This window comes from Cohnella baijiui (genome assembly GCF_020731285.1).
Taxonomy (GTDB): domain Bacteria; phylum Bacillota; class Bacilli; order Paenibacillales; family Paenibacillaceae; genus Cohnella.
Genome location: NZ_JAJFOW010000036.1, coordinates 23,315 through 46,318, shown reverse-complemented (window position 1 = coordinate 46,318; position 23,004 = coordinate 23,315). Strand labels below are relative to the sequence as shown.

The window sequence follows — 23,004 nt, the reverse complement described above, 5'->3', positions numbered from 1 at the left end:
CAGGCCTTGCGCGGGAGAGCGTCCCCGGATTCGCCGGGACGCTCTCCCGTCCGCGCCACAGGCCAGGCCAGAGGGGATGGAGGGATCAACATGCGCGCGCAGCCGCGTTCCGGGATCGTCCGCATGGAGCGGAAGTGGGGCATCGCGTTCGCCCTGCCCGCGATCATCGGATTCGTCGTGTTCGTCTTCGGTCCGATGGTCGCTTCGCTGGTGTTCAGTTTGACCGACTGGAGCATCGGTTCGGATTTCCGGTTCGTCGGCTTGGACAATTACAGGCAGATGACGACCGGCGATCCGCTTTTCAGCAAATCCTTGTACGTCACGCTCTACTACACGATCGGTAGCGTGCCGCTCTGCATGCTGGCCGCCTTCCTCGTCGCCATGCTGCTGAATCAGAAGGTCAAGGCGCTGCCGATTTTCCGGACGATCTACTACTTGCCCGTCCTCGTGCCGAGCATCGCGAACAGCATGCTCTGGCTGTGGCTGTTCAATCCGGACTTCGGGTTGTTCAACTCCGCGCTGCGGTCGGTCGGGCTGCCGGGCTCGCAGTGGATCTACAGCGAGACGGCGGCGATCCCCTCGCTCATTCTGATGAGCTCCTGGGGCGTCGGCAACGCTGCCGTCATCTTCCTGGCCGGTTTGCAGGGCGTGCCGCGCCACCTGTACGAAGCGGTCGAAGTCGACGGCGGCGGTGCGCTCCGCAAGTTCTGGCACGTGACGCTGCCGTCGATGACGCCGACTATTTTCTTCAACGTCATCATGGGCATGATCGGCACGCTCCAGGTGTTCGACCAGGCCTACGTCATGACGAACGGAGGACCGAACAACGCGACATTGTTCTATATTTTCTACCTGTACCGCAAAGCGTTCGCGGAAACCGAAATGGCCTACGCGTCGGCGATGGCATGGGTGCTGTTCCTCCTCATTATGGCGTTGACGGCGCTGGTCTTCCGCTCCTCGCGCTTTTGGGTCTATTATGAAGGAGGGAACAAGCCATGAGGATGAGCACCGCGAAGCTTCTGCACCGGTCCGCGATCTATCTGATCCTCGTCGCGGGCAGCATCGCGATGATCTTCCCGTTCGCGTGGCTCGTCCGCAGCTCGTTCATGTCGACGGCCCAGATCTTCACCTTTCCGCCGGAGTGGATTCCGAGGCCGTTCGAGTGGCAGAATTACCGCGACGCGCTGACGGTCGTGCCGTTTCGGCGGTACTTCCTGAATACGATGCTGCTCGAGGTCTGCGTCGTATCCGGCGTCGTGCTCACGAGCGCCATGGCCGGATACAGCTTCGCCAGGCTGAGATGGCCGGGGCGCGGTGTCATGTTCGGGCTGCTGCTCAGCACGCTGATGCTCCCCTATGCGGTCACGCTCATCCCGACCTTCATGCTGTGGAAGTCCGTCGGCGCCATCAACACGTACTGGCCGCTGATCGTCCCGGCTTGGTTCGGCGGGGGCGCGTTCAACATTTTTCTGCTGCGGCAATTTTTCAGCACGATCCCCAAAGATTTGGACGAGGCGGCTTATATGGACGGGGCGAGCCCGCCCACCGTCCTGTGGAAGCTGATCCTGCCGCTGTCCAAGCCGGCGATCATCGTCATCCTGATCTTTACGTTCATCGGCACGTGGAACGACTTTCTCGGGCCGCTGATTTACTTGAGCGACAATGACAAGTACACGCTCGCGCTCGGCCTGGCCTCGTTCCGGGGCATGTACAACGCGCAGTGGGGCTATCTGATGGCCGCTTCGTCCGCGATCGTGGCACCGATCATTCTGCTCTTCTTCGTCGCGCAGCGGTACTTTATCGGCGGCATCACGCTGACCGGCATCAAGGGCTGACGCCCAAAGGAATGGAGAGATTCGCATGGACACGACAAACGAGCAGCGATTGACCGGCTGGAGAGGCGTTCCCTTCACGAGCGTGCGCATCGAAGACGAGTTCTGGCGCCCGCGGCTCGCCTTGTTGAGAGACGTCACGCTCCCGGCCTGTCTTGCGCAATGCCGGGACACCGGGCGGATCGACAATTTCGCGAAGGCGGCGGGAACGGCGGAAGGGTCGTTCAAGGGCATTTACTTCGACGACTCCGACGTCTACAAGGTGCTCGAAGGGGCGGCCTACGCCCTCATGCACCGCCGCGATGCCGAGCTGGAGGAGACGGTCGACCGGATCGCCGAGCTCATCGCCGCGGCGCAGGAGCCGGACGGCTACTTGTGCACGTATTTTACGCTCGAGGCGCCGGAACGCAAGTGGACCGATATGGAGAAGCACGAGATGTACAACGGCGGCCATCTGATCGAGGCGGCGACGGCTTACTACGAAGCGACGGGCAAGCGCGTGCTGCTGGACGTCGCCTGCCGGCTGGCGGACCACTACGATCGGCTGTTCGGTCCGGGCAAGCGGCATTGGGTCGAAGGGCACGAGGAGATCGAGCTGGCGCTCCTGAAGCTCTACCGCGCGACGGGCGAGGAACGCTATCGGAAGCTTTCGCTCTGGCTGCTGGAGGAGCGGGGGCACGGCCACGGCGTCGGGGCGATCTGGGACAAGGCGGATTGGGGACCGGCCTACTGCCAGGACGATGTGCCGGTGAGGGACATTCGCCAGGTGACGGGCCATGCCGTGCGCGCGATGTATTTGTATGCCGGCATGGCGGATGCCGTCCGGCTTACCGGGGACCCGGGCTATGTCGACGCCCTGCACCGGGTGTGGTCGCATACGGTCGAGCGCAACATGTACGTGACCGGCGGCATCGGGCCGTCGCGGCACAACGAGGGGTTCACCCGGGATTACGATCTGCCGAACGAGTCCGCCTACTGCGAGACGTGCGCGGCGATTGCGATGGCGCTCTGGAACCATCGCATGAACCTGCTGTTCGGCGACGCCCGCTATGCCGACATCGTCGAGCGGGAGATGTACAACGGCGCGCTGGCCGGGTGGTCGCTGTCGGGCGACCGGTTTTTCTACGAAAACCCGCTGGCCTCGCGAGGCGATCATCACCGGGTCGAATGGTTCGGCACGTCGTGCTGCCCGACGAACCTGGCCCGCTTCCTGCCGTCGATCGGCAATTACGCCTATGCCCTCGCGGAGGACGGTCTGGTCGTCAATCAATACATGAGCGGGACGTGCGAGCTGGCGGTCGGTCCCGATGGGACGAAGGTGCGGATCGAGCAGCGGACCGGCTACCCGTGGGATGGCGGCATCGCGCTTATTCTGGCGCCCGAACGGGCGTCGGCGTTCGCCGTGCGACTGCGGATCCCGGGCTGGTGCCGGGGATACCGGCTGTCGGTGAACGGCGAGGCGCTGCCGGGGCATGCGCTGAAGCCGGATCAAGGCTACGTCGTCGTCGAGCGGTACTGGTCCGAAGGAGATACGGTCGAGCTGCGGTTAGATATGTCTGTAGAGACCGTGCGGTCGCATCCGAAAGTGGAGGCGAATGAGGGTCGAATCGCCTTGCAGCGCGGACCGGTGGTCTATTGCGCGGAGCAGGCCGGCAACGAAGGGCTCGCGTACGAGGCGTTCTCCTGGTCGCCGGACGCGCCGCTCGAGATCCGGTACCGCGCCGACCTGCTGGGCGGCGTCGTCACCCTGTCGGGAATGACGGCAGAGGGCGTCCCCTGCACGTTCACTCCCTATTACGCTTGGGACAACCGGGAGCCGGGCTTTATGCAGGTCTGGATCGCGGAAGCGGGGAGCGTCAGGCTTTACTCGTATTAGCGGCAAAAAAGGCGATTCCGACGGCGGCCGACGGGCTGCGGAGGAATCGCCTCTTATTTTTCATGCCAGGGAGACGAGCCGTTCCCTCACTTCGTCGGGGAGCGGTTCTTGGGTCAAAATTTGAATCGCCCGCCAATCCGCTCCCTTCTCCTTTAGATAGGAGAATAGCAAATCGGCTTTATCTTGTCGGTTCATGAGCGCGTAGGCTGCATACCATACTTCCGGACTACCGACGCGGATACCGTTCCACACGGAAGCCGGAACGGTCGGCAATCGGCAAAGCCCCTTGTCGGTATGAATGGAGAACCGGCTCAGTATTTCCACTTGGGGATCCTCTTGATGGATGACCAGCTTATACGCACTTCCAAAAGGGTAATCCCCGCTCTTTCCTTCCTGCACGACCAAATGGCGCAAAGCCTCCTCTACTTGCTCTTTGGGAGCTTCGGTCGTCAGATCCCAGTCTCGAACCTTGTCCGTCAAGCCCAGGCTGTGCAATAATCCGCTGCCGCCCAATGCGTACGGAACGCCGCGACGTTGAAGTTCGTCCGTTACTGCTACCAAATGGACCAGATCCGGCATCGTCTCATCCCTCCTATAAACCAATATATCGATGATAAGGGAGGATGGCCAGAAGTAGGCGCATGCCGAAAAAGCCGAAATCCGATTACCAATAGATGTCTATTCATAGTAAAATGGGATCATAGCGTTTGAATCGGCACGTCGGCGAGGACGGGGGGGGTGATCTCGGATGAGAGCGATTCTGGTAGACGATGAATACCTGGCGCTGACCTGGCTGCAGAGACTTCTGCGCGAGAGGGGCGATTGCGAGGTCATCGGCTCCTATCTGAATGCCGAAGAGGCGATCGAGGAAGTCGGGCGCAGCCAGCCGGATATCGTCTTCATGGATATACTCATGCCGGGCATGAACGGCATGCAGGCCACGGCGCGCATTCGGGAGATTTCGCCCGAGACGGAGGTCATTTTTACGACCGGCCACAATGAATATGCGCTTACGGCCTTCGGGCTCGAGGTACTGGATTATATCATGAAGCCCGTCACGCAGGATCGGCTGGAGAAGACGATGCGGATGCTCCAGCGCCGTATGACGCCCGCGACAGAGCGACCCATTGCAACGGAGCGGCCTGTCGTAATTCATTGCATGGGGGCGCTGCAGGTTCGGCAAACGCCGGAACAAATGCCGATACGCATGAAGTTCAGAACGGCCAAGATCAAAGAGTTATTCGCCTATCTGCTGCACCACCGGTCGAGATCGATTAGCAAGGATATGCTGCTTGAACTGTTATGGCCGGACCTGGACGAGCAGAAAGGGCTCGTCAACCTCCACACCAGCATTCACCGGCTGCGCGGCATCCTGAACGAATATGCGGGAGAGAATAAGCTCTCGATCCGCTATGTCCAAAACGGCTATCTGCTGGAAGGGAAGGAAATCAGGACCGATACGGAGGAATGGGAGAGTCAGCTTAGCCAGCTGCCTCCGCTGGCCCCCGCCAGCATGGCGGGGCATCGGAACGCGGTGGATCTGTACGAAGGCGCGTACTTCGGGGAGGACAACTATGTCTGGGCCGAGGCGGAGCGGCGGCGATTGCAGGCGCTATGGCTCCAGCATGCCAGACAGCTCGCCCAATATTACGCCGGACAGGGCATGGACGAAGAAGCGCTTGCGGTGCATCATCGGATCCAGCAATTCGAGCCCCTCCTCGAGGACAACAGCTTGTCCTTGATGCGAATCTACGACCGATTGGGGGACGCCGGCTCGGTCGAGTCCCAGTACAACCAGCTGGTCGCCGCGCTGCGGCAAGAAGCCGGAATCGAACCGGGCCGAGAAATCGAAGATTGGTATTGGCAGTGGAAGGAAGCGGGCGTTCGATAGGCAGGAGCAGCAGACGGGGCTTTCTCAAGTCATCCTGTTCATTTTACGCCCCCCGCGCAGAACCGATTTTCATCGAGAAAAAGGACTTCAACCTCCACTTGTTACTGGAGGTTGAAGTCCTTTTGTTTGAACGTCGGGATATTCCCAGTCACGCGAATGGAAACCGCAGTGCGCCAGATGGAGCAAAATGCTCCAACCAGGGTGGTCGGGGGGCCGCGACGTCGCCAGATGGAGCAAAATGCTCCAACCAAGTGCGAGTCGCGCATCCCGCCTATACGACGAAATAGGGAGCAAATTGTTCCTTATTCCCCCGCGCCCCCGCTATTCCGTCGAAATAGGGAGCAAATTGTTCCTTATTCCCCCGTGCCCCCGCTATTCCGCCGAAATAGGGAGCAAATTGTTCCTTATTCCTCCGCGCTCCCGCCACTACGACGAAATAGGGAGCAAATTGTTCCTTATTCCCCCGCGCCCCCGCCTCTCCGCCGAAATAGGGAACAAATTGTTCCTTATTCCCCCGCGCTCCCGCCACTCCGCCGAAATAGGGAGCAAATTGTTCTTTATTCCCCCGCGCTCCCGCCCCTCCGTCGAAATAGGGAGCAAATTGTTCCTTATTCCCCCGCGCACCCCGCCACTCCGCCGAAATGAGGCTGTCCCAGAAGGTCATAAACTGACCTTCTATCACCCCAAGATGCTCCCAAAGTCATCGTCTATCCTACATGCAGCAAACACCGTTTTTCACAATCAGGCTGTTTTCAAGAGTAGTTGAAACTTACTTTTGGGACAGCCCCGTTTTTTTTTTTTTTCGGGGGGAGGAATTTGTCGATCGGGGACCTTTAGGCTAGGTCTACCGCCTTGCCCGACGGCATGTTTCCCAGACCTTTGAATCCATTCCAAAGGCTAATATGTCTCCTATAAAGTTACAAAACAATCAAAAAGTCCTATCGATTTTTGCTGGAAAAAAAGGTATATTCTGAACAACTCTACATCATGAGAGCGCAATCGACAACTTCATCATTCGTACGACAATAGCAAATCCACTGAAAAGTGGAGACGCAAAACTACAGGGGCTAATGCGGATCTTCCCAGGTCCGCGATGCCAGCCAGTTGCCGAATACGGGGAAACCTCCGTCTTTTGTCATACTGGGCGGAGGTTTTTTGCGTTTTCATACGATTCCGAAAGAGAGGTTGATGATCAACAAAGCACAACGCGGTGACGTGCGGATTCGCAAATCATCGGACATCTTATTAACCATGATTGGAGGAGTGAAATTGCGTAATACTCGCTTAACAACGAGGACAAACCAATTAAAAAAATGGTTGATGAAGTCTTCCATGGCTCTGCTTGTCGTTGCCGGGTCGGTCCCCCTCTCCCCGGCAATGACACATGCCGATCCTTCTTCCAATGGATGCGGAACAAGAGTGGCCTTGATTAACGGCAGTTTCGAGGAACCGCCTGGACCAGGTTCTATGGGTTCCTTCGCATACACGGTAGATGAGGTTCCGGGATGGAAGACTACGGATACATGGATTGAAATATGGGACTATGCTGCAGGCTACCCTGCTCCTTATGTACAACAGCATGTTCCTCCTGTTGAGGGGAATCGATACGCAGAATTAAATGCTGCAATAGACGGCATGTTATATCAAGATGTACAGACCACGCCGGGTCAAACGATCTATTGGAGATTTTCACACATCGGCCTAAGCGGAGTTGATACGATGCAGCTTCGTATCGGTCCGGTAACGGCTGACCCCTACGATACCTCAATCATCCAACAAATGTCTGACGACAATAAGGCCTGGGGAACTTATTCGGGAACCTACACGGTGCCGGCAGGACAAACCATGACCAGGTTTGGTTTTGAAGCCGTTTCTACCTCCACTGGATCGATTGGGCACGGCAACCATTTGGACGACGTCTTCCTGGGTACTGAGCCTTGCGGAATGGTCACCAAATCCGTCTCTCCGAACGCCATCGTGCAAGTGGGAGATACGTTGACGTACACGGTTGATTTTAAAAACGAGGGCGGCGACGATACAGCCGGCACGGTATTTTCGGACAACATTCCGGTTGGGACCGAATACGTTCCGGGGTCGTTGAAGATTGTTTCCGGCCCGAATAGCGGGGCCTTAACGACTCCGCCGGAGATGATCAGGGAGAATTTATCGCTGGCGACAATCGGGTAGTCGTTCGCTTGGGAACCGGAGCCAATCAGGCTCAAGGCGGAAGAGTCTCGAATACAGACAAATTGCCCGGAGGAACGACGGTCCAATTCCAGGTAAAAGTACTTCCGGGTTACGGAATGATCAAAGCAGCTAATAAAGCGGTTGTGCAATACGATAATTTGTTGACCGGACAAACGGTCGTTCGCGAATCGAACACCATAGAGTCCGATGTGAATCTAGCGCCGATCGCGCCGGATTTTGAAGAGTCGACATGGAAAGATACCTCGGTGACGGGCAGCGTGTATGGGGTGGATTCGAACGGACATCCGCTGACATTCGCGAAAGGCAGCGACCCGCAGAACGGTACGGTAACCGTCAACCCGGACGGCACGTGGACATATGTGCCGAATCCGGGCTATACCGGCACGGATAGCTTCGAGGTAACGGTAAGCGATGGGAAAGGCGGCACCTCTACCTCTACGGTGACGATCAACGTGACAGACCCGCCGAATCTGCCGCCGACGGTATCGAATTACAGCGTAACGACGCAGCAGGATGCGTCGGTATCCGGCAGCGTATATGGCACGGATCCGGATGGGGACCCGCTGACCTACGCCATAGAAAGCAATCCGGCATACGGGACGGTTACGGTAAATCCGGACGGCACGTGGACGTATGTGCCGAACCCGGGCTATGTCGGCCCGGATATCTTTACGGTAACGGTCAGCGACGGGAAGGGCGGGGTCACCACGTCTGCCGTTACGGTCAACGTGACGGACAAGCCGAACCAAGCGCCGACCGTACCGGACTACGACGTGACGACCGGGAACAACGCTTCCTTAAGCGGAACCGTAAAGGGAACGGATCCGGATGGGAATCCACTCACGTACACGAAAGGAAGCGATCCGCAGCATGGAACGGTAGTTGTTAATCCGGACGGCACGTGGACGTATGTACCTACACCCGGCTATGTAGGCAAAGACAGCTTTACCGTCATTGTCGATGATGGAAAAGGCGGAACGACCACGTCGACGATCACGGTCGACGTAACGGATCCGGGTTCGTCGAACCCGCCGCCGAGCACGCCAACTCCGCCGCCGGGCACGGCGAATCAACCGCCGTCCGTGCAGGATCAAACTGTGACGGGACAAAAGGACACGCCTGTGACCGGAAACGTAAATGGGACGGATCCGGACGGAGATCCGCTGACGTATGCGAAAGGAAGCGATCCGCAGCACGGAACGGCGACGGTGAATCCGAACGGCACGTGGACGTATGTGCCGAAGCCGGGATTTGTCGGCTCGGACAGCTTCACGGTAACGGTCAGCGACGGCCGGGGCGGCGTGGTGACGTCGACGGTCAAGATCAATGTGACGGATCCGGGGGCCGGTACCCCTCCGGGGACAGACCCGACGAATCCTGATCCGGTTGATCCAACGCCACCGCCTGTCGTAACGGATCCTGGTATGGGCACGGATCCGATCCCCCCAGTCGGACCTTCGACAGATTCCGAAAACGGAACGGGGTCGTCGCACGATGCGGATCAAGATCATCGACAAACGAATAAACTGCCCAACACCTCGGCCAATTTCTACAACCTGGGTCTTGCGGGATTGGCTGCCTTGATCGCGGGATTGATTCTGATGAGAAGAAAAAACAAAGCGTAATCCGATCGAAAAGCAAACATGTTCCCCTTCGGCGGGAACGGTTTGCTTTTCTTCTCAGACGCGGCGGTCCGCTCAAACCGATGAGTCAAGGGAGGGGCAATATGCGCAACATACTGGGTGCTTTCCTAGCAATATCGGGAGCGATTGTCCTAACTTTCGCTATTCTGCAATATGTAGAGTATCAAGCAGGCACGAAGAAAGCGCTGGCGGAAGCGAATGCATTGATCGATCCGTCAAATAAGCAGTACAATCCGGGTCATGATCATGTTGTTCCTCCGAACGAGATGGCGCATCGCGAATCGTCCGAAACGCTTCCCGATCCTCATGTCGGCAGACGGACATTCCGTCCCGAACTCGATGACGTCATCGGAATATTGGAAATTCCGAAGCTGAAAGCCGAACTTCCGATGATAGAAGGCGCAGACGAGGAAATGCTCAAAAAAGGAGTCGGACATTACAGCTCGAGTGCGTTTCCTTTGGACGACGAGCAAATCCTCCTATCCGGGCATCGGGACACCGTGTTTCGAAATTTCGACAAGTTGGAGTTGGGAGACCGCTTTATCGTCAAACTGCCCTATGGCACATTCGAATACGAAATTAAGAGCACGGATATTGTAGATAAAGACGATACAACGGTTATTCGTTCGATGGGAACGGAAGCGCTGGTCGTCACGACTTGCTATCCGTTCCGTTATGTAGGAAGCGCACCGGAACGATATATTCTGTACGCTTACCCAGTTAAAGACGAGAAGAAATCTTTACTTGAACGAGTCACAAGCAGCCTCAACGACTAGCTTGGCCGAAACAACCATCCCCGACGATCGATGTCGGGGATGGTTGTTTTATGGCTGCAATTCGATCGCAGGGGTATCCTCCTGCCGATTTGCCCATTCCTCTAGAAAGGCCATGGCTTTTGCTCGGTGAGGCCAGGTTTGCTCCACCGTCTTGAGCAGGCTGCCGCTGCGCGGGCGGTGGGAGTACCGGACGGCGAGCCAAGCCTCTCGGGGCAAGCGATACAGCGAAGCGATCACAAGGCGTTCGGCCCGGGTTAGCGGGCGGACCTCCTCGTATCCGTCTAACAACGATTGGATGAATTCGGGTCGAAATCGAGTCGTGTTCATTAGGGCCGTGGCGACGTCCGCATAGCTGAATCCCGGCTTCAGCCGGTCCCAGTCGATCAGGAAAAGCTGCCCGTTATCGGCAATCAGGACATTCTGCGAAGTGATATCGCTGTGGATCAAAGCCGGACTCGCCCTTTCCCGCTCCAGCAGCTCTGCGATCTCCGGGTTGCTTAATTCGGTCCAGGACCGGTCCGAAAGCCCGTTGCAGGATTCTCCGAATTTTCGATACCATCTGCGGTGCGTTCGATTCGTTCGGCTAGTTTCTGCCATTCGCCTGCGAAAGAGACGGTCCAGACCTTTCCAAAATCCAATAAGGTCATAAAAGGCGCCGTTCGCGGGAACGGAACGACTGGATATCGCGTGCAAGGAAGCCAACGCCCGTCCCAGCTTTTCGAAATCCTCCGGATTCTCCATGCTTTTTCCAGAGATCCATTCGGTTACGTAGAAGGGCCGGCCTTGGTCTAACGTCCATAACTTTCCGGAGCTGCTCTGCAGCCATTTCGGTATGGCAGCGAAGCCGTTATTCGTCAAGAACTGGATGTTGTATGCGATGGATTTCATTTGATCAACGGTACTCGAGCGAAGCAGATTGCTCCGGATAAAGGGCTTCATCGCGTAAGTCCCGCTTTCCGTCCGTATCCGAACGACGGCATTCTTTCGATAAAACGACGCAACCGATTTGGCGGATAACGGATGTAAACCGAAGCGGCGAACGATTCTGCGTATCCGGCTAAAGGTATAGGCATTCGGCATGGACAACCTCGCCTCCTCCAAGGGAGCGGAATGGAGATAGTGGCTCTTAGCAAGGCTATTCACGGAGGGGGAATCGGGTATGGACGCGTATCATGACAAAGACCACCGATAGCCAAAAAGCTTCGCCCGGATCTTCGGGCGAAGCCTTCTTTGCCACGCTCAATCGTTGTCGTAATAGCGTCCGAGCTGATAAGCTTGCGTTAGGATTTTATCGTACACTTCCGGCTTTTCGTCTAACGTATCGTACAAGAGTTCAACCTTGCTGTTCGAGATCCCGCAGTAGCCGGCGATGGCGACGTTCAAATGGCGGTTCATCATCTGTTCGTACTGCCTCTTCGCCATATGTTCCTTAGAATCCGCCGCGAGACCCAGCCAGAGTACTTTGCGATGAGGCAGCTTGTTCGAGCCATAGGCAAATCCGTTGTTCCAAACCCGGTCGATATATCCCTTCAGCATCGCAGGAAGATCGTACCACCAAACCGGGAAAACAAAGGCGAGCGCGTCGTGTTTCTTCATCCGCTCCATCTCGGCCTCGACATCCGGCGAAAAGATCTGGCGATCGGACGACCAATCGGGCTCGTCCGCTTCCCGCAGCACGGGATCGAATCCGCTGCGATGCAAATCCAGCAGCTCCGTATGGTGTCCCGCATCGGCGAGGCCTTGCGTAAATTTGGCGGCCGCGGAGAAGGTTAATGAGTTCACCCTAGGGTGCGAAACGACGGTTAAAATATGCATAGTCATCCCCTTCCATTTCCCTGCTTTTTTGCCTCGAATCAGGTACATTCAAATTATTGAGGATGCAACGGGAAAAGGGAAGAACGCACTTTGATGTGCGATAAGCACATCAAAGTACTATAGGTACCTCCGGGTACCTGTTCGTGAAGAATGAGGAGAGAGGATGGTTCTTACATGGAAAGGCAGCCGATACAGACCTATAACATTCCTTCGGAAGCGACGTTGGAGGTGATAGGGGGGAAGTGGAAACTATTGATTTTGTGCCATTTAAATTGCCTCCCCGGCTCTATGAGAACGAGCGAATTAAAAAAGGCCATTCCCGACATTTCGCAGAAAGTGCTGACTCAGCAGCTTCGCGAGTTGGAGGAAGACGGCATCATCCATAGAACGGTATACAATCAAGTGCCGCCGAAAGTCGTCTATGAAATAAGCGAGTTCGGCATGTCGCTGAAATCCATCTTAGACCAGTTGGACGAGTGGGGAGAGCAATATATCCATCGACGCGCATGGAAAACCTCCTGCTCGGAATGAAGCTTGACGCTTCCGTCTTATTCCAGCAATCCGAGCGATTCGTACACGCGAAGCGACACCACTCCGTTCGCCGTTAAGCGGAGCTCGCGCTGGAGCTTCTTTACGGCCTCCGTCGTGTCCGACCTGAATTTGCCATTGCAAACGCCGCGGTAGTAGCCTGCGCTTTTCAGCCGGGACTGAATGAGCTGCACGTCGCCCCCGATATCCCCTTCGGCCAACTGCCGAGGCTCTTGCATCGACCCGCCAAGCACGTGCCCGAGAATGACGACTCGCGTTCCGAGCGGTACGATCTTGTATAGTTCCTTCACGTCGCGGTTAAACATGCGAATGCAGCCGTGACTCATATGCTGTCCGATCGAGTGCGGCTTGTTCGTGCCATGAATGCCGTATACGCCCCAAGGAACGTCTAGGCCAAGCCATCTGGGGCCGTAAGAGGGCCCCCAGTTCGTGCCTTTAAAAATAATCCGGTATTCCCCGACGGGCGTGGGCGTGGAAAGATTGCCGACGGAGACCGGATAAGTACGTAGGACTTGTCCTTGCATGAGCAGGACCAACCGATGCCGGGCCGGATCCACTTCGATCGTATAGAGCCCTTGATCGGCGACAATCGGGAGGGATGGATCCGCGAAGACGCGCCTGTCTTCCGAATTCCAGAAGAGCAAGAAGAGAACCGATACGCCGATTCGGATCAGTTTGTGCAGACGTCTGCGATTCATTCCGTCACCATCATCCCAAAAGAGTGTAATATCGCCAAACGGTATTTTCCCCCACGATGGAGGGGTTCATTCGCGGTTGGTCGGCATCGCCGGCATCAGAAAGTTGAAAATCGTCCGCGAATTCAAAATAGCCGCATTGCTAATTGACTTGCCATATATTTGGTGTTAGTGTGATTAACATGAATATGATGGAAAGCGAAAGGAATGAAAAGTGGAAAACGACAAGGATCGGCCCGGGAACCTTACGCGATCTTACCGAATGCAGGCTAGAGCGGACGCTGCGGCAGAGACCGGCGAACGAATACTGGATGCAGCCATCGGTATTTTTTACGAGAAGCCTGTCGATAACATCCCGCTTGAGGAGGTGGCGCGCCGTGCCGGCGTTACGGTGCAGACGGTAATACGCCGCTACGGCGGCAAGGACGGTCTTTTCAATGCGGCCGCCGAGCGCGAATACAAGCGAATTGCCAGCCATCGCGACCAATCGAAAGCAGATGACGTGACGGGAGCTCTGCGAATATTGCTCGATCACTATGAAGAGGTAGGCGACGGGGTGCTTCGCATGTTGGCTGAGGAACAGCGGATCACCGCCGTGAGCCGGATTCTCGATCAAGGCCGAGCGTATCATGAGCAATGGTGCGAGCGGGTCTTCGCCCAGGCGCTGACGGGACGAAAAGGCGCAGAGTGGAAGAGACGTCTTGCTCAATTGATCGCCATAACCGACGTCAGCACCTGGAGGCTCTTGCGCCGTTATCGGGGCTTGAGCCGCAGGCAAACCGAGCTCGCTCTGCACGAGCTCCTTCAACCTTGGATAGGAGGTCAGTAGATGGCCCGTATTCTTGCCTATACTTCGCCCGCCCGCGGACATTTGTTTCCGCTGGTTCCGATTCTGGATGAGCTGAACTATCGGGGTCATACCATCATCTTGCGTACATTAGCTTCCCAGGTGGATCTTTCGCGAGCGCATGGATTCGACGCCGCTCCCATCGACAGCCGCATTGAAACGATGCCCCACGATGATTACAAAGCGCGCACGGCCCGGGGAGGGTTGCAACGTTCCGTAAGCATGTTCAGCGCGCGAGCGGAATATGACGGTTCCGATCTGCAGCAAGCGATCGCGGAAACCTCTCCCGACGCTGTCATCGTGGATGTGAACTGCTGGGGCGCAGTTACGGCTGCCGAGGCTTGGGGCGGTCCGTGGGCGACATTCTGCCCCTATCCGCTCGCGGTGACTTCGCGAGACGCTCCGCCGTTTGGCCCCGGGCTGCCGCCTGCGCGAGGACCGTTGGGCAGGATTCGCGACCGTGCGTTGAAGCCGCTATTTGTAGGCACCTTCGAGCGCATGCTGCTGTCGCCGCTCAACGAGATACGCAAAAGATCGGGGCTCGGCCCGGTCAGCAGCGCCGATGGTCTGTTTGGCCGGCCGCCGCTGCTTCTTTACCTCACCGCCGAGCCTTTCGAATACCCGCGCTCGGATTGGCCGCCCAATATCGCCATGGTCGGCCCCTGTGCTTGGGATCCTCCTGCCGAACCTCCGGCATGGCTCACGAAGATCGAACGGCCGATCGTACTGGTGACAACCTCCTCGGAGTTCCAGAATGACGGTCGCCTCATCGCAACCGCGCTGGACGCTCTTGCGAAAGAGAATGTCCACCTCATCGCAACGCTCCCCTCGCAAGATGCAGCCTCCTTTCGATCATCAGCCCATGCCAGCTTATTGCCGTTTCTTCCCCATGGACTCGTACTTGACCGAGCCGTATGCGCCATTACGCATGGCGGCATGGGGGCGACCCAGAAAGCGCTTCTGCACGGCGTGCCTGTATGCGCGGTGCCTTTCGGTCGCGATCAATTGGAGGTAGCACGACGCGTCGAGGTAGCGGGAGCCGGCACGCGGTTGCCCGCCAGTCGGCTCAGCCCGGATCGCCTTCGGATGAAGGTGCGCGAGGCGATGACGTGCGTCGAAGGTGCCCGCAAAGTATCCGAAGGATTCGCGTCGGCGGGCGGACCTATTGCCGCGGCAACCGCTGTTGAAATGCGGCTATTAGGGCATCCGCGCAGCTAAGTCACGCCTGCGGACGCTGCGGTGACCCCTATCGGAAATATCAATGCCGCTCTCCGATCGCTTGCTTCAACCGATTCAACTGCAGCAAATGGTGGCGGTAGTGCATTTCCACGAGCAGGAACCATTCTTCGGCATTGAGCCCTCCGAATCTCGGGTGAGGAACGGTGTTTTGAGCCGATGTTTCTTCCAGGGAAGGTTGAATTTCCTTCATCCGCCGGATCACTGACGCGAGTCCCTGAATCAGCTGATCTTTGGTCTCCGGCTGCTGCGGCGTATACTGCGGGGACGGCGGAACATGAATACGCATAGGCGGAAAGCTTCCCTGTTTGAAGACGGCGGCACCCACATCAGTTTTTTCCATGATGGGCGCTTCCGAATCGTTGCTTCCCGTCAGGCATTGCTCCGCATTTCGAAGTTGCATAAATAGGGCGGATTGAACCAAATGCTGATACATCTGCCCGATTGACCATTCGCTTTCCGACGGCCGGAAGCTCAACTGCTCCATGCTGAAACCGTCCAATTCTCGCAGATACACATTCACCGTTTCTTGGAATTGCTGCAAAGCCTCGTTTGTACGCACGTTTCAACAGCTCCTTGGATCGTTTATGTGCATCATATAAAAACGCTCCTGACACCGATATGTCAGTAGCGTTTTTTGTTGTTTTCCGATTTTAGCCGTAGTGTGATATACTGTTTATTGTATAAACATTTAATGGGAGGTCAAGAGATGTCTAAAGAAGACTTGACGCCGGAAGAGGCGGCAAAGCTGCTCCCGGCGGGGGCCGCGCTCGGCTGGGGACTGGTGAAGCCGCCGCAGCGCGGGCCCAAGCGGGAGATGAGCATCGACCAGATCGTGGCGAAGGCGGTCGAAGTCGCGGACAAGGACGGCATCCAAGCCGTTTCGATGAATCGGGTGGCATCGGAGCTCGGCTTCACGGCGATGTCGCTCTACCGCTACATTCCGAGCAAGGACGCTCTGCTGCTTCTCATGCAGGACGCGGCCTGCGATATTCCGCTGCCTCCGGAGAGACCGCCGCAGGAATGGCGGGAGGGCTTGCGGGAGTATGTGATGGGGACCATCGACATTTTTCGGAATCATCCCTGGTACGGAGATATCCCGATCTTAGGGATTCCGATCGGGCCCAACAATCTTCGCATCGTCGATTGGGGGCTTCGGCCCCTGCGGGGCCTGGAGCTGGGCGAATACGAGAAAATGTCCATCGTGCTTCTAGTGAGCGGCTACGCCCGCACCTGCGGGATGCTGCAGCGTGATATCGACCGGGCCGTTCAGACGGGCACCAGCGTGGAGGAGTTCAGCGGGCTGAATTATTCGGCGGCGCTTCGGGCGCTGGTCAAGCCGGAACAATTCCCGCATCTGCATCCGCTCGTCATGTCCGGCGCCTACACCGGGGAGAACGAGGAAGAGAACAATGTCGGCAGCGACGTCGATTTCGGATTAGAGCGGATTCTGGATGGCATCGAACTATTTTTAGAGCGAAAAAAGGAACGCTAAAGGGTTCAGCAACGAGAAAGGCTGCTTCCGGGGTCGCGACCCTGGAAGCAGCTTTTTTCATCGGTCACACATCAGTTTTAGCCCGATATTACGCGGCGTGGCTGACGGCTTGTTTCTTTTCGCGGAGCAGCACCAGCGAGACTGCCGTGGTGATCAGCAGGATGACGCAGGCGACAAGGCAGGTGGCATGCATCGCGGTCATAAAGGCGTCCTTGGAAGCGGCCATCACTTGGGACGCCGTTTCGGCGGGCAAATGCTGCGCGGCGATGGACGCTCCGGCAATGGTTTGTTTGGCCTCATGAGCCGCTTCCGCCGTGAGATGAGCGGGCAGAAGGGGTGCTACCGCGCGGTGATAAACCGCCGCGAAGATGCAGCCGAGAAGGGCGATGCCGAAGGCGCCTCCGAGCTCGCTGGAGGTCTCGATAAGGCCTCCGACCGCGCCCGCCCGATCGGCCGGCGCGACGCTTACGACATAGTCGGTGACGAGGGTCATGACGGACACGATTCCCGCCGCGACCAATCCGGCTCCGACCAGCACGACGGTCAGCGGAGAGAAGCCATCGAGCCGGACCTGGGTCAGGACGGCGAATCCGATCGCCGACAGCAGGAAGCCTCCGGCCATCACCCGCGGCCGCCCATGGGCGAGCGACAGCTTCGCGGCGAGCGGCGCCGCCGCTCCGACGGCTACCGAGGGCAGCACGCTCCAAAGGGCGGCAACGAACGGAGAATATCCGAGCACCGATTGGAGGAATTGAGTGTTCACCAATGCGCTTGCCATTAACGCGAACGTGGCGATCAGGTTCATGAGGATCGAACCGCCGGTCCGCCTCTCCGTCAACGCGCGGATATCGATCAAAGGATGCGAGACGCTCAACTGACGCTTCACGAATCCGATTCCGAAGAGGATGCCGACCACGAGAACAACGACGGGAGCAATAGCCCAGCCGTCTTCGGCGAGCGTTTTGACGCCGTAGGTGACGGGCAGAATGGCGGCGAGTACCAGGAACGAGCCGAACAGATCGAGCCGGGTGCGTGCGGCGCTGCGGGACTCCGGCAGCAGGAACGGCGCGATGGCCAGCAGCAGCGCCATCGCCGGGATGTTGATGAGGAACACCGAACCCCAAGAGAAGGATTGGATGAGCAGACCGCCGATGATCGGCCCGACGGTGACGCCGCTGGCCATGACGGCGCTCCAGACGGACAGCGCTTTGGTCCGCTGGGCGGGGTTCTGAAACATCGTACGTACGAGAGCGAGCGTCGAAGGCATGAGGGTCGATCCCGCAATGCCCATGATTCCCCGGGCCAGGATCAAGGACTCGGCCGAATGGGCGTACGCGGCGAACGCCGAACTGACCGCGAATCCGACAGAGCCGATCATCAACAGGCGACGTCGCCCGATGCGGTCGCCGACGGCGCCCATGGTGAGCAGCAGACCGGCGAGAATAAATCCGTACACGTCGAAAATCCACAATTGCTGCGTAGCCGTCGGCTGCAAATCCGCGGCAATGGCGGGGGCGGCAAAGAACAGGACGGAGACGTCCATCGAGACGACCATCAGCGGGAGACAAAGGACGACAAGCGCGATCCATTCCTTGCGGCCGGCTTGGTGCGTGTCGGCATGCGTTGCTTGGGTCACAACAATCCACTCCTTTTCGGTTTCGTTCGAAACTGTATTTGATGTAATCAGTATATTGTATAAACAGTATATGGTCAATACAGATTTTTCGAGGCTTGGCTGAACGCTTGCAATTGGACTTGACAAACGGAAGGGCGATATGCGAAGTTACTGTTGTTTAGTAAGTGAAGAGCGGAGAAGAAAGGAAGAGGTGAAGCCTCTGAAAGCGAACCGGATGGAAGCGTTCAGCGACGGCGTGCTGGCGATCATCATTACGATCATGGTGCTGGAATTGAAAATTCCGGAAGAACATGATTGGCATGCGTTGGTCGACCTCGGCCCGAAAATGCTGAGCTACATTTTCAGTTTCGTCTATGTCGGCATCTACTGGAACAACCATCACCATCTGCTGCATATGGTTCGAACGATGAACGGCCGGCTGATGTGGCTGAACCTGCTGCTGCTCTTTTGGTTATCCCTGATCCCGTTCACGACGGCCTGGATGGGGGAGAGCCACTTTTCGGCGACGCCGACGGCTCTCTACGGCATCATCCTGCTGTTGGCGGCAATCTCCTATTCGCTCGTTCAACGGACGATCATGAGCCAGCATAGCGGCGATTCCAGGTTCGTCATCGCGATGGGCAAAGACTGGAAGGGGAAGTTGTCCCCCTTTCTCTACTTGATCGCCGCCTTGACCGCGTATATAAGTCCTTGGATATCCGGCTTCTTTTTCGTCCTTGTTGCCGTGATCTGGTTCGTGCCGGACAAGCGAATCGAGCATGTTCTGAAAGGGCGCTAGCATCGGGTCTTCGGCGCGCGCGCGGCCATTTCCGTTCAAACAAAAAATCACCCCGCATAGGGGTGATTTTTTGTTGGAGGACCCGGCACGAAAAATCCCGGCAGCTTGCTGCCGGGATTGACTCTTAAATCCAATATTGCGCGCAAAGAAATGCTGTGGTAAGCTTAGAAAACCACTGCATTTGAATTTAGGCATATGTAGTCCATCTTATCTACAATTCTATATTATCATGTGGCGCAGCGGTTTGTCAAACGTCTTTTTCTGCAGATATCACTGAAGGGGAGCGTGGGCAGAGGATGATGAACGAAAAAGATTGGAAGGAAGAGCAAGAGAGGCTGAACGGGGTGACGGATAAGCTGCGGGCGAGAATCGCCGAGCTGGAGCCGGAAGTAGCCGGGCTGCGCGATCAGACGACGGATTTCCGCAGGCGATTCTGGGAGGAAGTGACGGTCAATACGAGCACCCAAGAAGATTTCGAAGAGACGTTCTACAGCATCAGGCAGCAGGAGGCGCTCTTGTCCGAACGGGAGAGAAGCCACCGGCTTCGCTTGCAGCAATGGAAAAACATAAATCGGCTGCTGCCATCCCCTTATTTTGGGCGCATCGATTTTCATGAGGAGGGTCTGAGCTCCGGCGAGCGGATCTACATCGGCGTATCGTCCTTCGTCGATTCGGATGGCCTTAGCTTTCTGATCTATGACTGGCGGTCGCCGATCGCGAGCATGTACTACGACTATTCCCCGGGAGCGGCTTCCTACGAGACGCCGGCGGGCTCCGTCGCGGGGACGATGAAGCTGAAGCGGCAGTATCAGATTCGCGAGGGCCGATTAATGAACGTGTTCGACACGAGCTTGACGATCGGCGACGAATTGCTGCAGCAGGTGCTTGGCAAAGGGGCGGATGCCCAGATGAAGAGCATCGTGGCGACGATCCAAAAAGAGCAAAACGCCATTATCCGGGAGGACAAAAGCCGGATGCTCGTCGTGCAGGGGGCGGCGGGCAGCGGGAAGACCTCCGCCGCCCTGCAGCGGGTCGCGTATTTGCTGTACAAACACCGGGAGCGGCTCAAAGCGGATCAAATCGTATTGTTCTCGCCCAATCCCATGTTCAACAGCTATGTATCCACCGTTCTTCCCGAGCTGGGGGAAGAAAACATGCAGCAGACGACCTTCCAGGAATATCTGGATAACGAGCTCGGTGCGACGTTCCGTCTGGAGGATCCGTTCGACCAGATCGAATACACGCTGACGGCGCCGGAGCGCGATGCAAGGCTGAGCGGGATCGCCTACAAAGCCTCCCCGGCCTTTCTGCGAGCTCTCCAACAGTACGCGCAGTGGCTGGAGCAGGAGGGCATGCGATTCAACGGCATCCGTTTCAGGGACCGCGAATTGATCTCGGCCGCGCAAATCAAAGCCAAGTTTTACGATTACGATCCTTCCGTCCGGTTGGCCAATCGCGTCACCTTGCTGCAAGAGTGGCTGTTGAATGAGCTGACCGTGCTGGAGCGCAAGGAGCGGGAGGCTCCCTGGGTCGAGGAGGAGCTTCATTATCTGGACAAAGACCAATATGCCGCGGCGTTCGGCGAGTTGCACAAAGAGAGGGGCGTATTTGACTTTGCCGAGCAGTATGAGGAAATTCAAGAGAGGGTGAACCGCAGGCCCCGGCGGGACGAGGGCGCATTCGACTATGCGGACCGGGAAGAAGAAATACTGCGCCGCATGCTCGTCAAAGAAAGCTTTAAGCCGTTAAGGCGAAGCGTGAAGCGAATGGCGTTCCTCGATATGGCGGGACTTTACGCGCAGCTATTCGGTCAAGAGGACACATATCGGAGGATGACGGAGGAGAACGAAGTTCCCGAGCTGTGGTCGGACATTTGCGAACAAACCAAGGAGAAGCTGGGTCGTTTCGAGCTGTTCTATGAAGATGCGACGCCTTACCTGTATTTAAAGGAGCTCGTGGAGGGCATTCGGACGAATGCGGAGGTGCGGCATGTCTTCGTCGACGAGGGTCAGGATTATTCGATGTTTCAATACGAATTTCTGAAAAAGCTGTTCCCCCGCGCGCGCATGACGGTGCTCGGCGATTTCGGCCAGGCCATCTTCGCGCAGTCGACGGAGCTGCACGGTCCGGACTCGTCGCTGCTCGGGCTTTACGGCGAGTCCGACACGAAGCTCATTCGGCTTGTCCGCAGTTACCGGTCCACCCGGGAGATCGTGGCGTTTACCAAGGCGATGCTGCCGGATGGAGGGGAGATCGTGCCCTTCGACCGAAGCGGGGAGAAGCCGCTCCTCTCGAGGTCGGACGACGGCGAGCGGCTGGCGTCGCGAATGGCGGAGGATCTCGCGGCACTTCAGGCGGAAGGCTTCTCCTCCATTGCCGTCATTGCGAAAACGGCGGCCGAAAGCCGCGACGCTTACGACCTCTTAACCGCGGAGGGATGCCCGTCGCTGCGGCTGGTTACGAAGACGACGCCGACCTTCGAGAAGGGAACGCTGGTCATTCCCGCGTATCTCGCGAAGGGCGTCGAATTCGACGCCGTACTGATCTATGACGCTTCTTCGCGGACGTATCGGCGGGAGAGCGAGCGCAAGCTCTTCTATACGGCGTGCACGCGCGCGATGCATCGGCTGCTGCTGTATGCGGCAGGAGAATGGACCCCGTTTGTCCAAGGATTGGATGCGTCCTTGTATGAGGTGGACGGAACGAACCCATGAAACGATAGCTCGGAGAATCTGGGGGAACCGGATAGGCCTCAACGATGGTTGCCCCTTGTTGCCGGGAATGCTCATTAAAAGGAATTAGCCATTTCGCATCGAACTTTCCTTTTTAACAAACGGAAAGGGGTCATCTTATGAAGATTCGGGTCGACCACTACGATGCGTTCAGCCCGATCCCCCATCAAGGCAATCCCGCGGGGATCGTGTGGGGCGGCGAGCGGCTGAGCGACGATCAGATGAGGGCGATTGCGGGCGAGGTCGGATTTAACGAAACCGCGTTCCCGCTCCCTTCGGATCGGGCCGATGCGAGAATCCGCTTCTTCACGCCGGGGCATGAGATCGATCTGTGCGGACACGCGACGATGGCCACCCTGTATGCTTTGAAAATGAAAGGAAATCTGGGCGGCCGGACGCAGCTGACGATCGAGACGCGGGCGGGGATTTTGCCGATTCGGCTTCGTCAAAATGACGGCTGGCACATCACCATGCGCCAAGCGGCGCCTCGCTTCGAGCCGTTTCGCGGTTCGCTTCCTGCCTTGGCGCATGCCTTGGGCCTGGAGGAAGACGACATTCGGACGGATCTGCCTGTCTGTTATGGCAGCACGGGGACGTGGACCTTGCTGGTGCCGATTCGCCATCTATCCGCCTTTTCCCGGATGAAGCCGGACAACGCGAGGTTTCCGCAACTGTTGGTTGAGATGCCACGCGCGTCCGTCCATCCCTTTTGCCTGGACGCGTACGACCCCCTGGCGCACATGCATGCCCGCCATTTTTCCTCCCCTTTTTCCGGAACGGTGGAGGATCCCGTGACGGGAACGGCCTCGGGCGTCATGGGGGCTTACTATGCGAGATACATCGACCCGACGCCGGATGCCGCAAGGAATCTTCTGATCGAACAAGGCCAAGAAATCGGAAGGGACGGAAGGGTTCGGGTAACCGTCGCGAATGGCGACATCGTAGAGATCACGGGAACCGCCGTCTACGTGCAGCAGTTCGAAGTCTCCATCTGA

21 protein-coding genes and 1 riboswitch are annotated in these 23,004 nt (G+C 57.4%); of the genes, 14 read left to right on the top strand and 7 right to left on the bottom strand.

What is annotated here, in order from left to right; all coding sequences use genetic code 11:
* The first annotated feature begins 90 nt into the window (after positions 1 to 90).
* From LKX83_RS24890 to LKX83_RS24880, 3 genes are read left to right on the top strand one after another with little or no spacing between them, the layout of a single operon-like run.
* Positions 91 to 999 (top strand): carbohydrate ABC transporter permease, encoded by a 909-nt coding sequence (locus tag LKX83_RS24890; RefSeq protein WP_227885540.1) that lies wholly within the window; start codon positions 91 to 93, stop codon positions 997 to 999.
* Between the two features lie 2 nt (positions 1,000 to 1,001).
* On the top strand, positions 1,002 to 1,835 hold the full coding sequence (locus LKX83_RS24885) for a carbohydrate ABC transporter permease (RefSeq protein ID WP_227885567.1): 834 nt from the start codon (positions 1,002 to 1,004) through the stop codon (positions 1,833 to 1,835).
* A 25-nt stretch (positions 1,836 to 1,860) separates the two neighbouring features.
* Positions 1,861 to 3,708: a glycoside hydrolase family 127 protein gene (locus LKX83_RS24880; RefSeq protein WP_227885539.1), complete on the top strand. Its 1,848-nt coding sequence runs from the start codon at positions 1,861 to 1,863 to the stop codon at positions 3,706 to 3,708.
* A gap of 60 nt (positions 3,709 to 3,768) precedes the next feature.
* Here the strand turns inward: LKX83_RS24880 and LKX83_RS24875 are convergent, their stop codons facing one another.
* Positions 3,769 to 4,287, bottom strand: a complete 519-nt coding sequence (locus tag LKX83_RS24875) for a hypothetical protein (RefSeq protein ID WP_227885538.1) — start codon at positions 4,285 to 4,287, stop codon at positions 3,769 to 3,771.
* Between the two features lie 169 nt (positions 4,288 to 4,456).
* On the opposite strand from LKX83_RS24875, the gene LKX83_RS24870 reads away from it, so the two are divergent.
* The gene (locus tag LKX83_RS24870) at positions 4,457 to 5,599 is read left to right on the top strand and encodes a response regulator (RefSeq protein WP_227885537.1); all 1,143 of its coding nucleotides are present in this window, start codon (positions 4,457 to 4,459) and stop codon (positions 5,597 to 5,599) included.
* A gap of 271 nt (positions 5,600 to 5,870) precedes the next feature.
* On the opposite strand, the gene LKX83_RS24865 is transcribed toward LKX83_RS24870, so the two are convergent.
* On the bottom strand, positions 5,871 to 6,281 hold the full coding sequence (locus tag LKX83_RS24865; RefSeq protein ID WP_227885536.1) for a hypothetical protein: 411 nt from the start codon (positions 6,279 to 6,281) through the stop codon (positions 5,871 to 5,873).
* Positions 6,282 to 6,616: 335 nt separating this feature from the next.
* A riboswitch (cyclic di-GMP riboswitch) is annotated at positions 6,617 to 6,711 on the top strand.
* Between the two features lie 76 nt (positions 6,712 to 6,787).
* Here LKX83_RS24865 and LKX83_RS24860 point away from each other — a divergent pair.
* The 3 genes from LKX83_RS24860 to LKX83_RS24850 all read left to right on the top strand — a co-directional run bounded on the left by LKX83_RS24860 (position 6,788) and on the right by LKX83_RS24850 (position 10,226).
* A complete protein-coding gene (locus tag LKX83_RS24860; protein ID WP_227885535.1) occupies positions 6,788 to 7,786 on the top strand; it encodes a DUF11 domain-containing protein in 999 nt (332 codons plus the stop codon).
* 116 nt (positions 7,787 to 7,902) lie between these two features.
* Entirely contained in the window at positions 7,903 to 9,432 is a 1,530-nt protein-coding gene (locus LKX83_RS24855; RefSeq protein ID WP_227885534.1) for an Ig-like domain-containing protein, read from the top strand.
* A 101-nt stretch (positions 9,433 to 9,533) separates the two neighbouring features.
* Positions 9,534 to 10,226, top strand: coding sequence for a class D sortase (locus tag LKX83_RS24850; protein ID WP_227885533.1), 693 nt, complete (start codon positions 9,534 to 9,536; stop codon positions 10,224 to 10,226).
* Positions 10,227 to 10,274: 48 nt separating this feature from the next.
* Here LKX83_RS24850 and LKX83_RS24845 read toward each other — a convergent pair whose 3' ends face one another.
* Positions 10,275 to 11,306 carry an aminoglycoside phosphotransferase family protein gene (locus tag LKX83_RS24845; RefSeq protein WP_227885532.1) on the bottom strand — a complete coding sequence of 344 codons (1,032 nt, stop codon included), beginning with the start codon at positions 11,304 to 11,306 and terminating at the stop codon, positions 10,275 to 10,277.
* A gap of 159 nt (positions 11,307 to 11,465) precedes the next feature.
* The gene (locus LKX83_RS24840; protein WP_227885566.1) at positions 11,466 to 12,041 is read right to left on the bottom strand and encodes an NAD(P)H oxidoreductase; all 576 of its coding nucleotides are present in this window, start codon (positions 12,039 to 12,041) and stop codon (positions 11,466 to 11,468) included.
* 174 nt (positions 12,042 to 12,215) lie between these two features.
* On the opposite strand from LKX83_RS24840, the gene LKX83_RS24835 reads away from it, so the two are divergent.
* Positions 12,216 to 12,572, top strand: a complete 357-nt coding sequence (locus LKX83_RS24835) for a winged helix-turn-helix transcriptional regulator (RefSeq protein ID WP_227885531.1) — start codon at positions 12,216 to 12,218, stop codon at positions 12,570 to 12,572.
* A 17-nt stretch (positions 12,573 to 12,589) separates the two neighbouring features.
* On the opposite strand, the gene LKX83_RS24830 is transcribed toward LKX83_RS24835, so the two are convergent.
* Complete coding sequence (locus LKX83_RS24830; RefSeq protein WP_227885530.1) at positions 12,590 to 13,288, bottom strand: L,D-transpeptidase family protein; 699 nt, start codon at positions 13,286 to 13,288, stop codon at positions 12,590 to 12,592.
* Between the two features lie 259 nt (positions 13,289 to 13,547).
* On the opposite strand from LKX83_RS24830, the gene LKX83_RS24825 reads away from it, so the two are divergent.
* Both LKX83_RS24825 and LKX83_RS24820 read left to right on the top strand, forming a co-directional pair.
* Positions 13,548 to 14,114: a TetR/AcrR family transcriptional regulator gene (locus LKX83_RS24825; RefSeq protein WP_227885529.1), complete on the top strand. Its 567-nt coding sequence runs from the start codon at positions 13,548 to 13,550 to the stop codon at positions 14,112 to 14,114.
* Positions 14,115 to 15,350, top strand: coding sequence for a glycosyltransferase (locus LKX83_RS24820; RefSeq protein ID WP_227885528.1), 1,236 nt, complete (start codon positions 14,115 to 14,117; stop codon positions 15,348 to 15,350).
* A gap of 40 nt (positions 15,351 to 15,390) precedes the next feature.
* Here LKX83_RS24820 and LKX83_RS24815 read toward each other — a convergent pair whose 3' ends face one another.
* Entirely contained in the window at positions 15,391 to 15,930 is a 540-nt protein-coding gene (locus LKX83_RS24815; RefSeq protein ID WP_227885527.1) for a DinB family protein, read from the bottom strand.
* Positions 15,931 to 16,077: 147 nt separating this feature from the next.
* Here LKX83_RS24815 and LKX83_RS24810 point away from each other — a divergent pair, with 147 nt between their 5' ends.
* Entirely contained in the window at positions 16,078 to 16,863 is a 786-nt protein-coding gene (locus LKX83_RS24810; protein WP_227885526.1) for a TetR/AcrR family transcriptional regulator, read from the top strand.
* 88 nt (positions 16,864 to 16,951) lie between these two features.
* On the opposite strand, the gene LKX83_RS24805 is transcribed toward LKX83_RS24810, so the two are convergent.
* On the bottom strand, positions 16,952 to 18,499 hold the full coding sequence (locus tag LKX83_RS24805; RefSeq protein WP_227885525.1) for an MFS transporter: 1,548 nt from the start codon (positions 18,497 to 18,499) through the stop codon (positions 16,952 to 16,954).
* Positions 18,500 to 18,698: 199 nt separating this feature from the next.
* On the opposite strand from LKX83_RS24805, the gene LKX83_RS24800 reads away from it, so the two are divergent.
* The 3 genes from LKX83_RS24800 (at position 18,699) to LKX83_RS24790 (ending at position 23,004) form a co-directional block, all read left to right on the top strand.
* Positions 18,699 to 19,277, top strand: coding sequence for a TMEM175 family protein (locus LKX83_RS24800; RefSeq protein ID WP_227885565.1), 579 nt, complete (start codon positions 18,699 to 18,701; stop codon positions 19,275 to 19,277).
* A gap of 299 nt (positions 19,278 to 19,576) precedes the next feature.
* Positions 19,577 to 21,991 (top strand): RNA polymerase recycling motor HelD, encoded by a 2,415-nt coding sequence (gene helD, locus LKX83_RS24795; protein ID WP_227885564.1) that lies wholly within the window; start codon positions 19,577 to 19,579, stop codon positions 21,989 to 21,991.
* A gap of 137 nt (positions 21,992 to 22,128) precedes the next feature.
* On the top strand, positions 22,129 to 23,004 hold the full coding sequence (locus LKX83_RS24790) for a PhzF family phenazine biosynthesis protein (protein WP_227885524.1): 876 nt from the start codon (positions 22,129 to 22,131) through the stop codon (positions 23,002 to 23,004).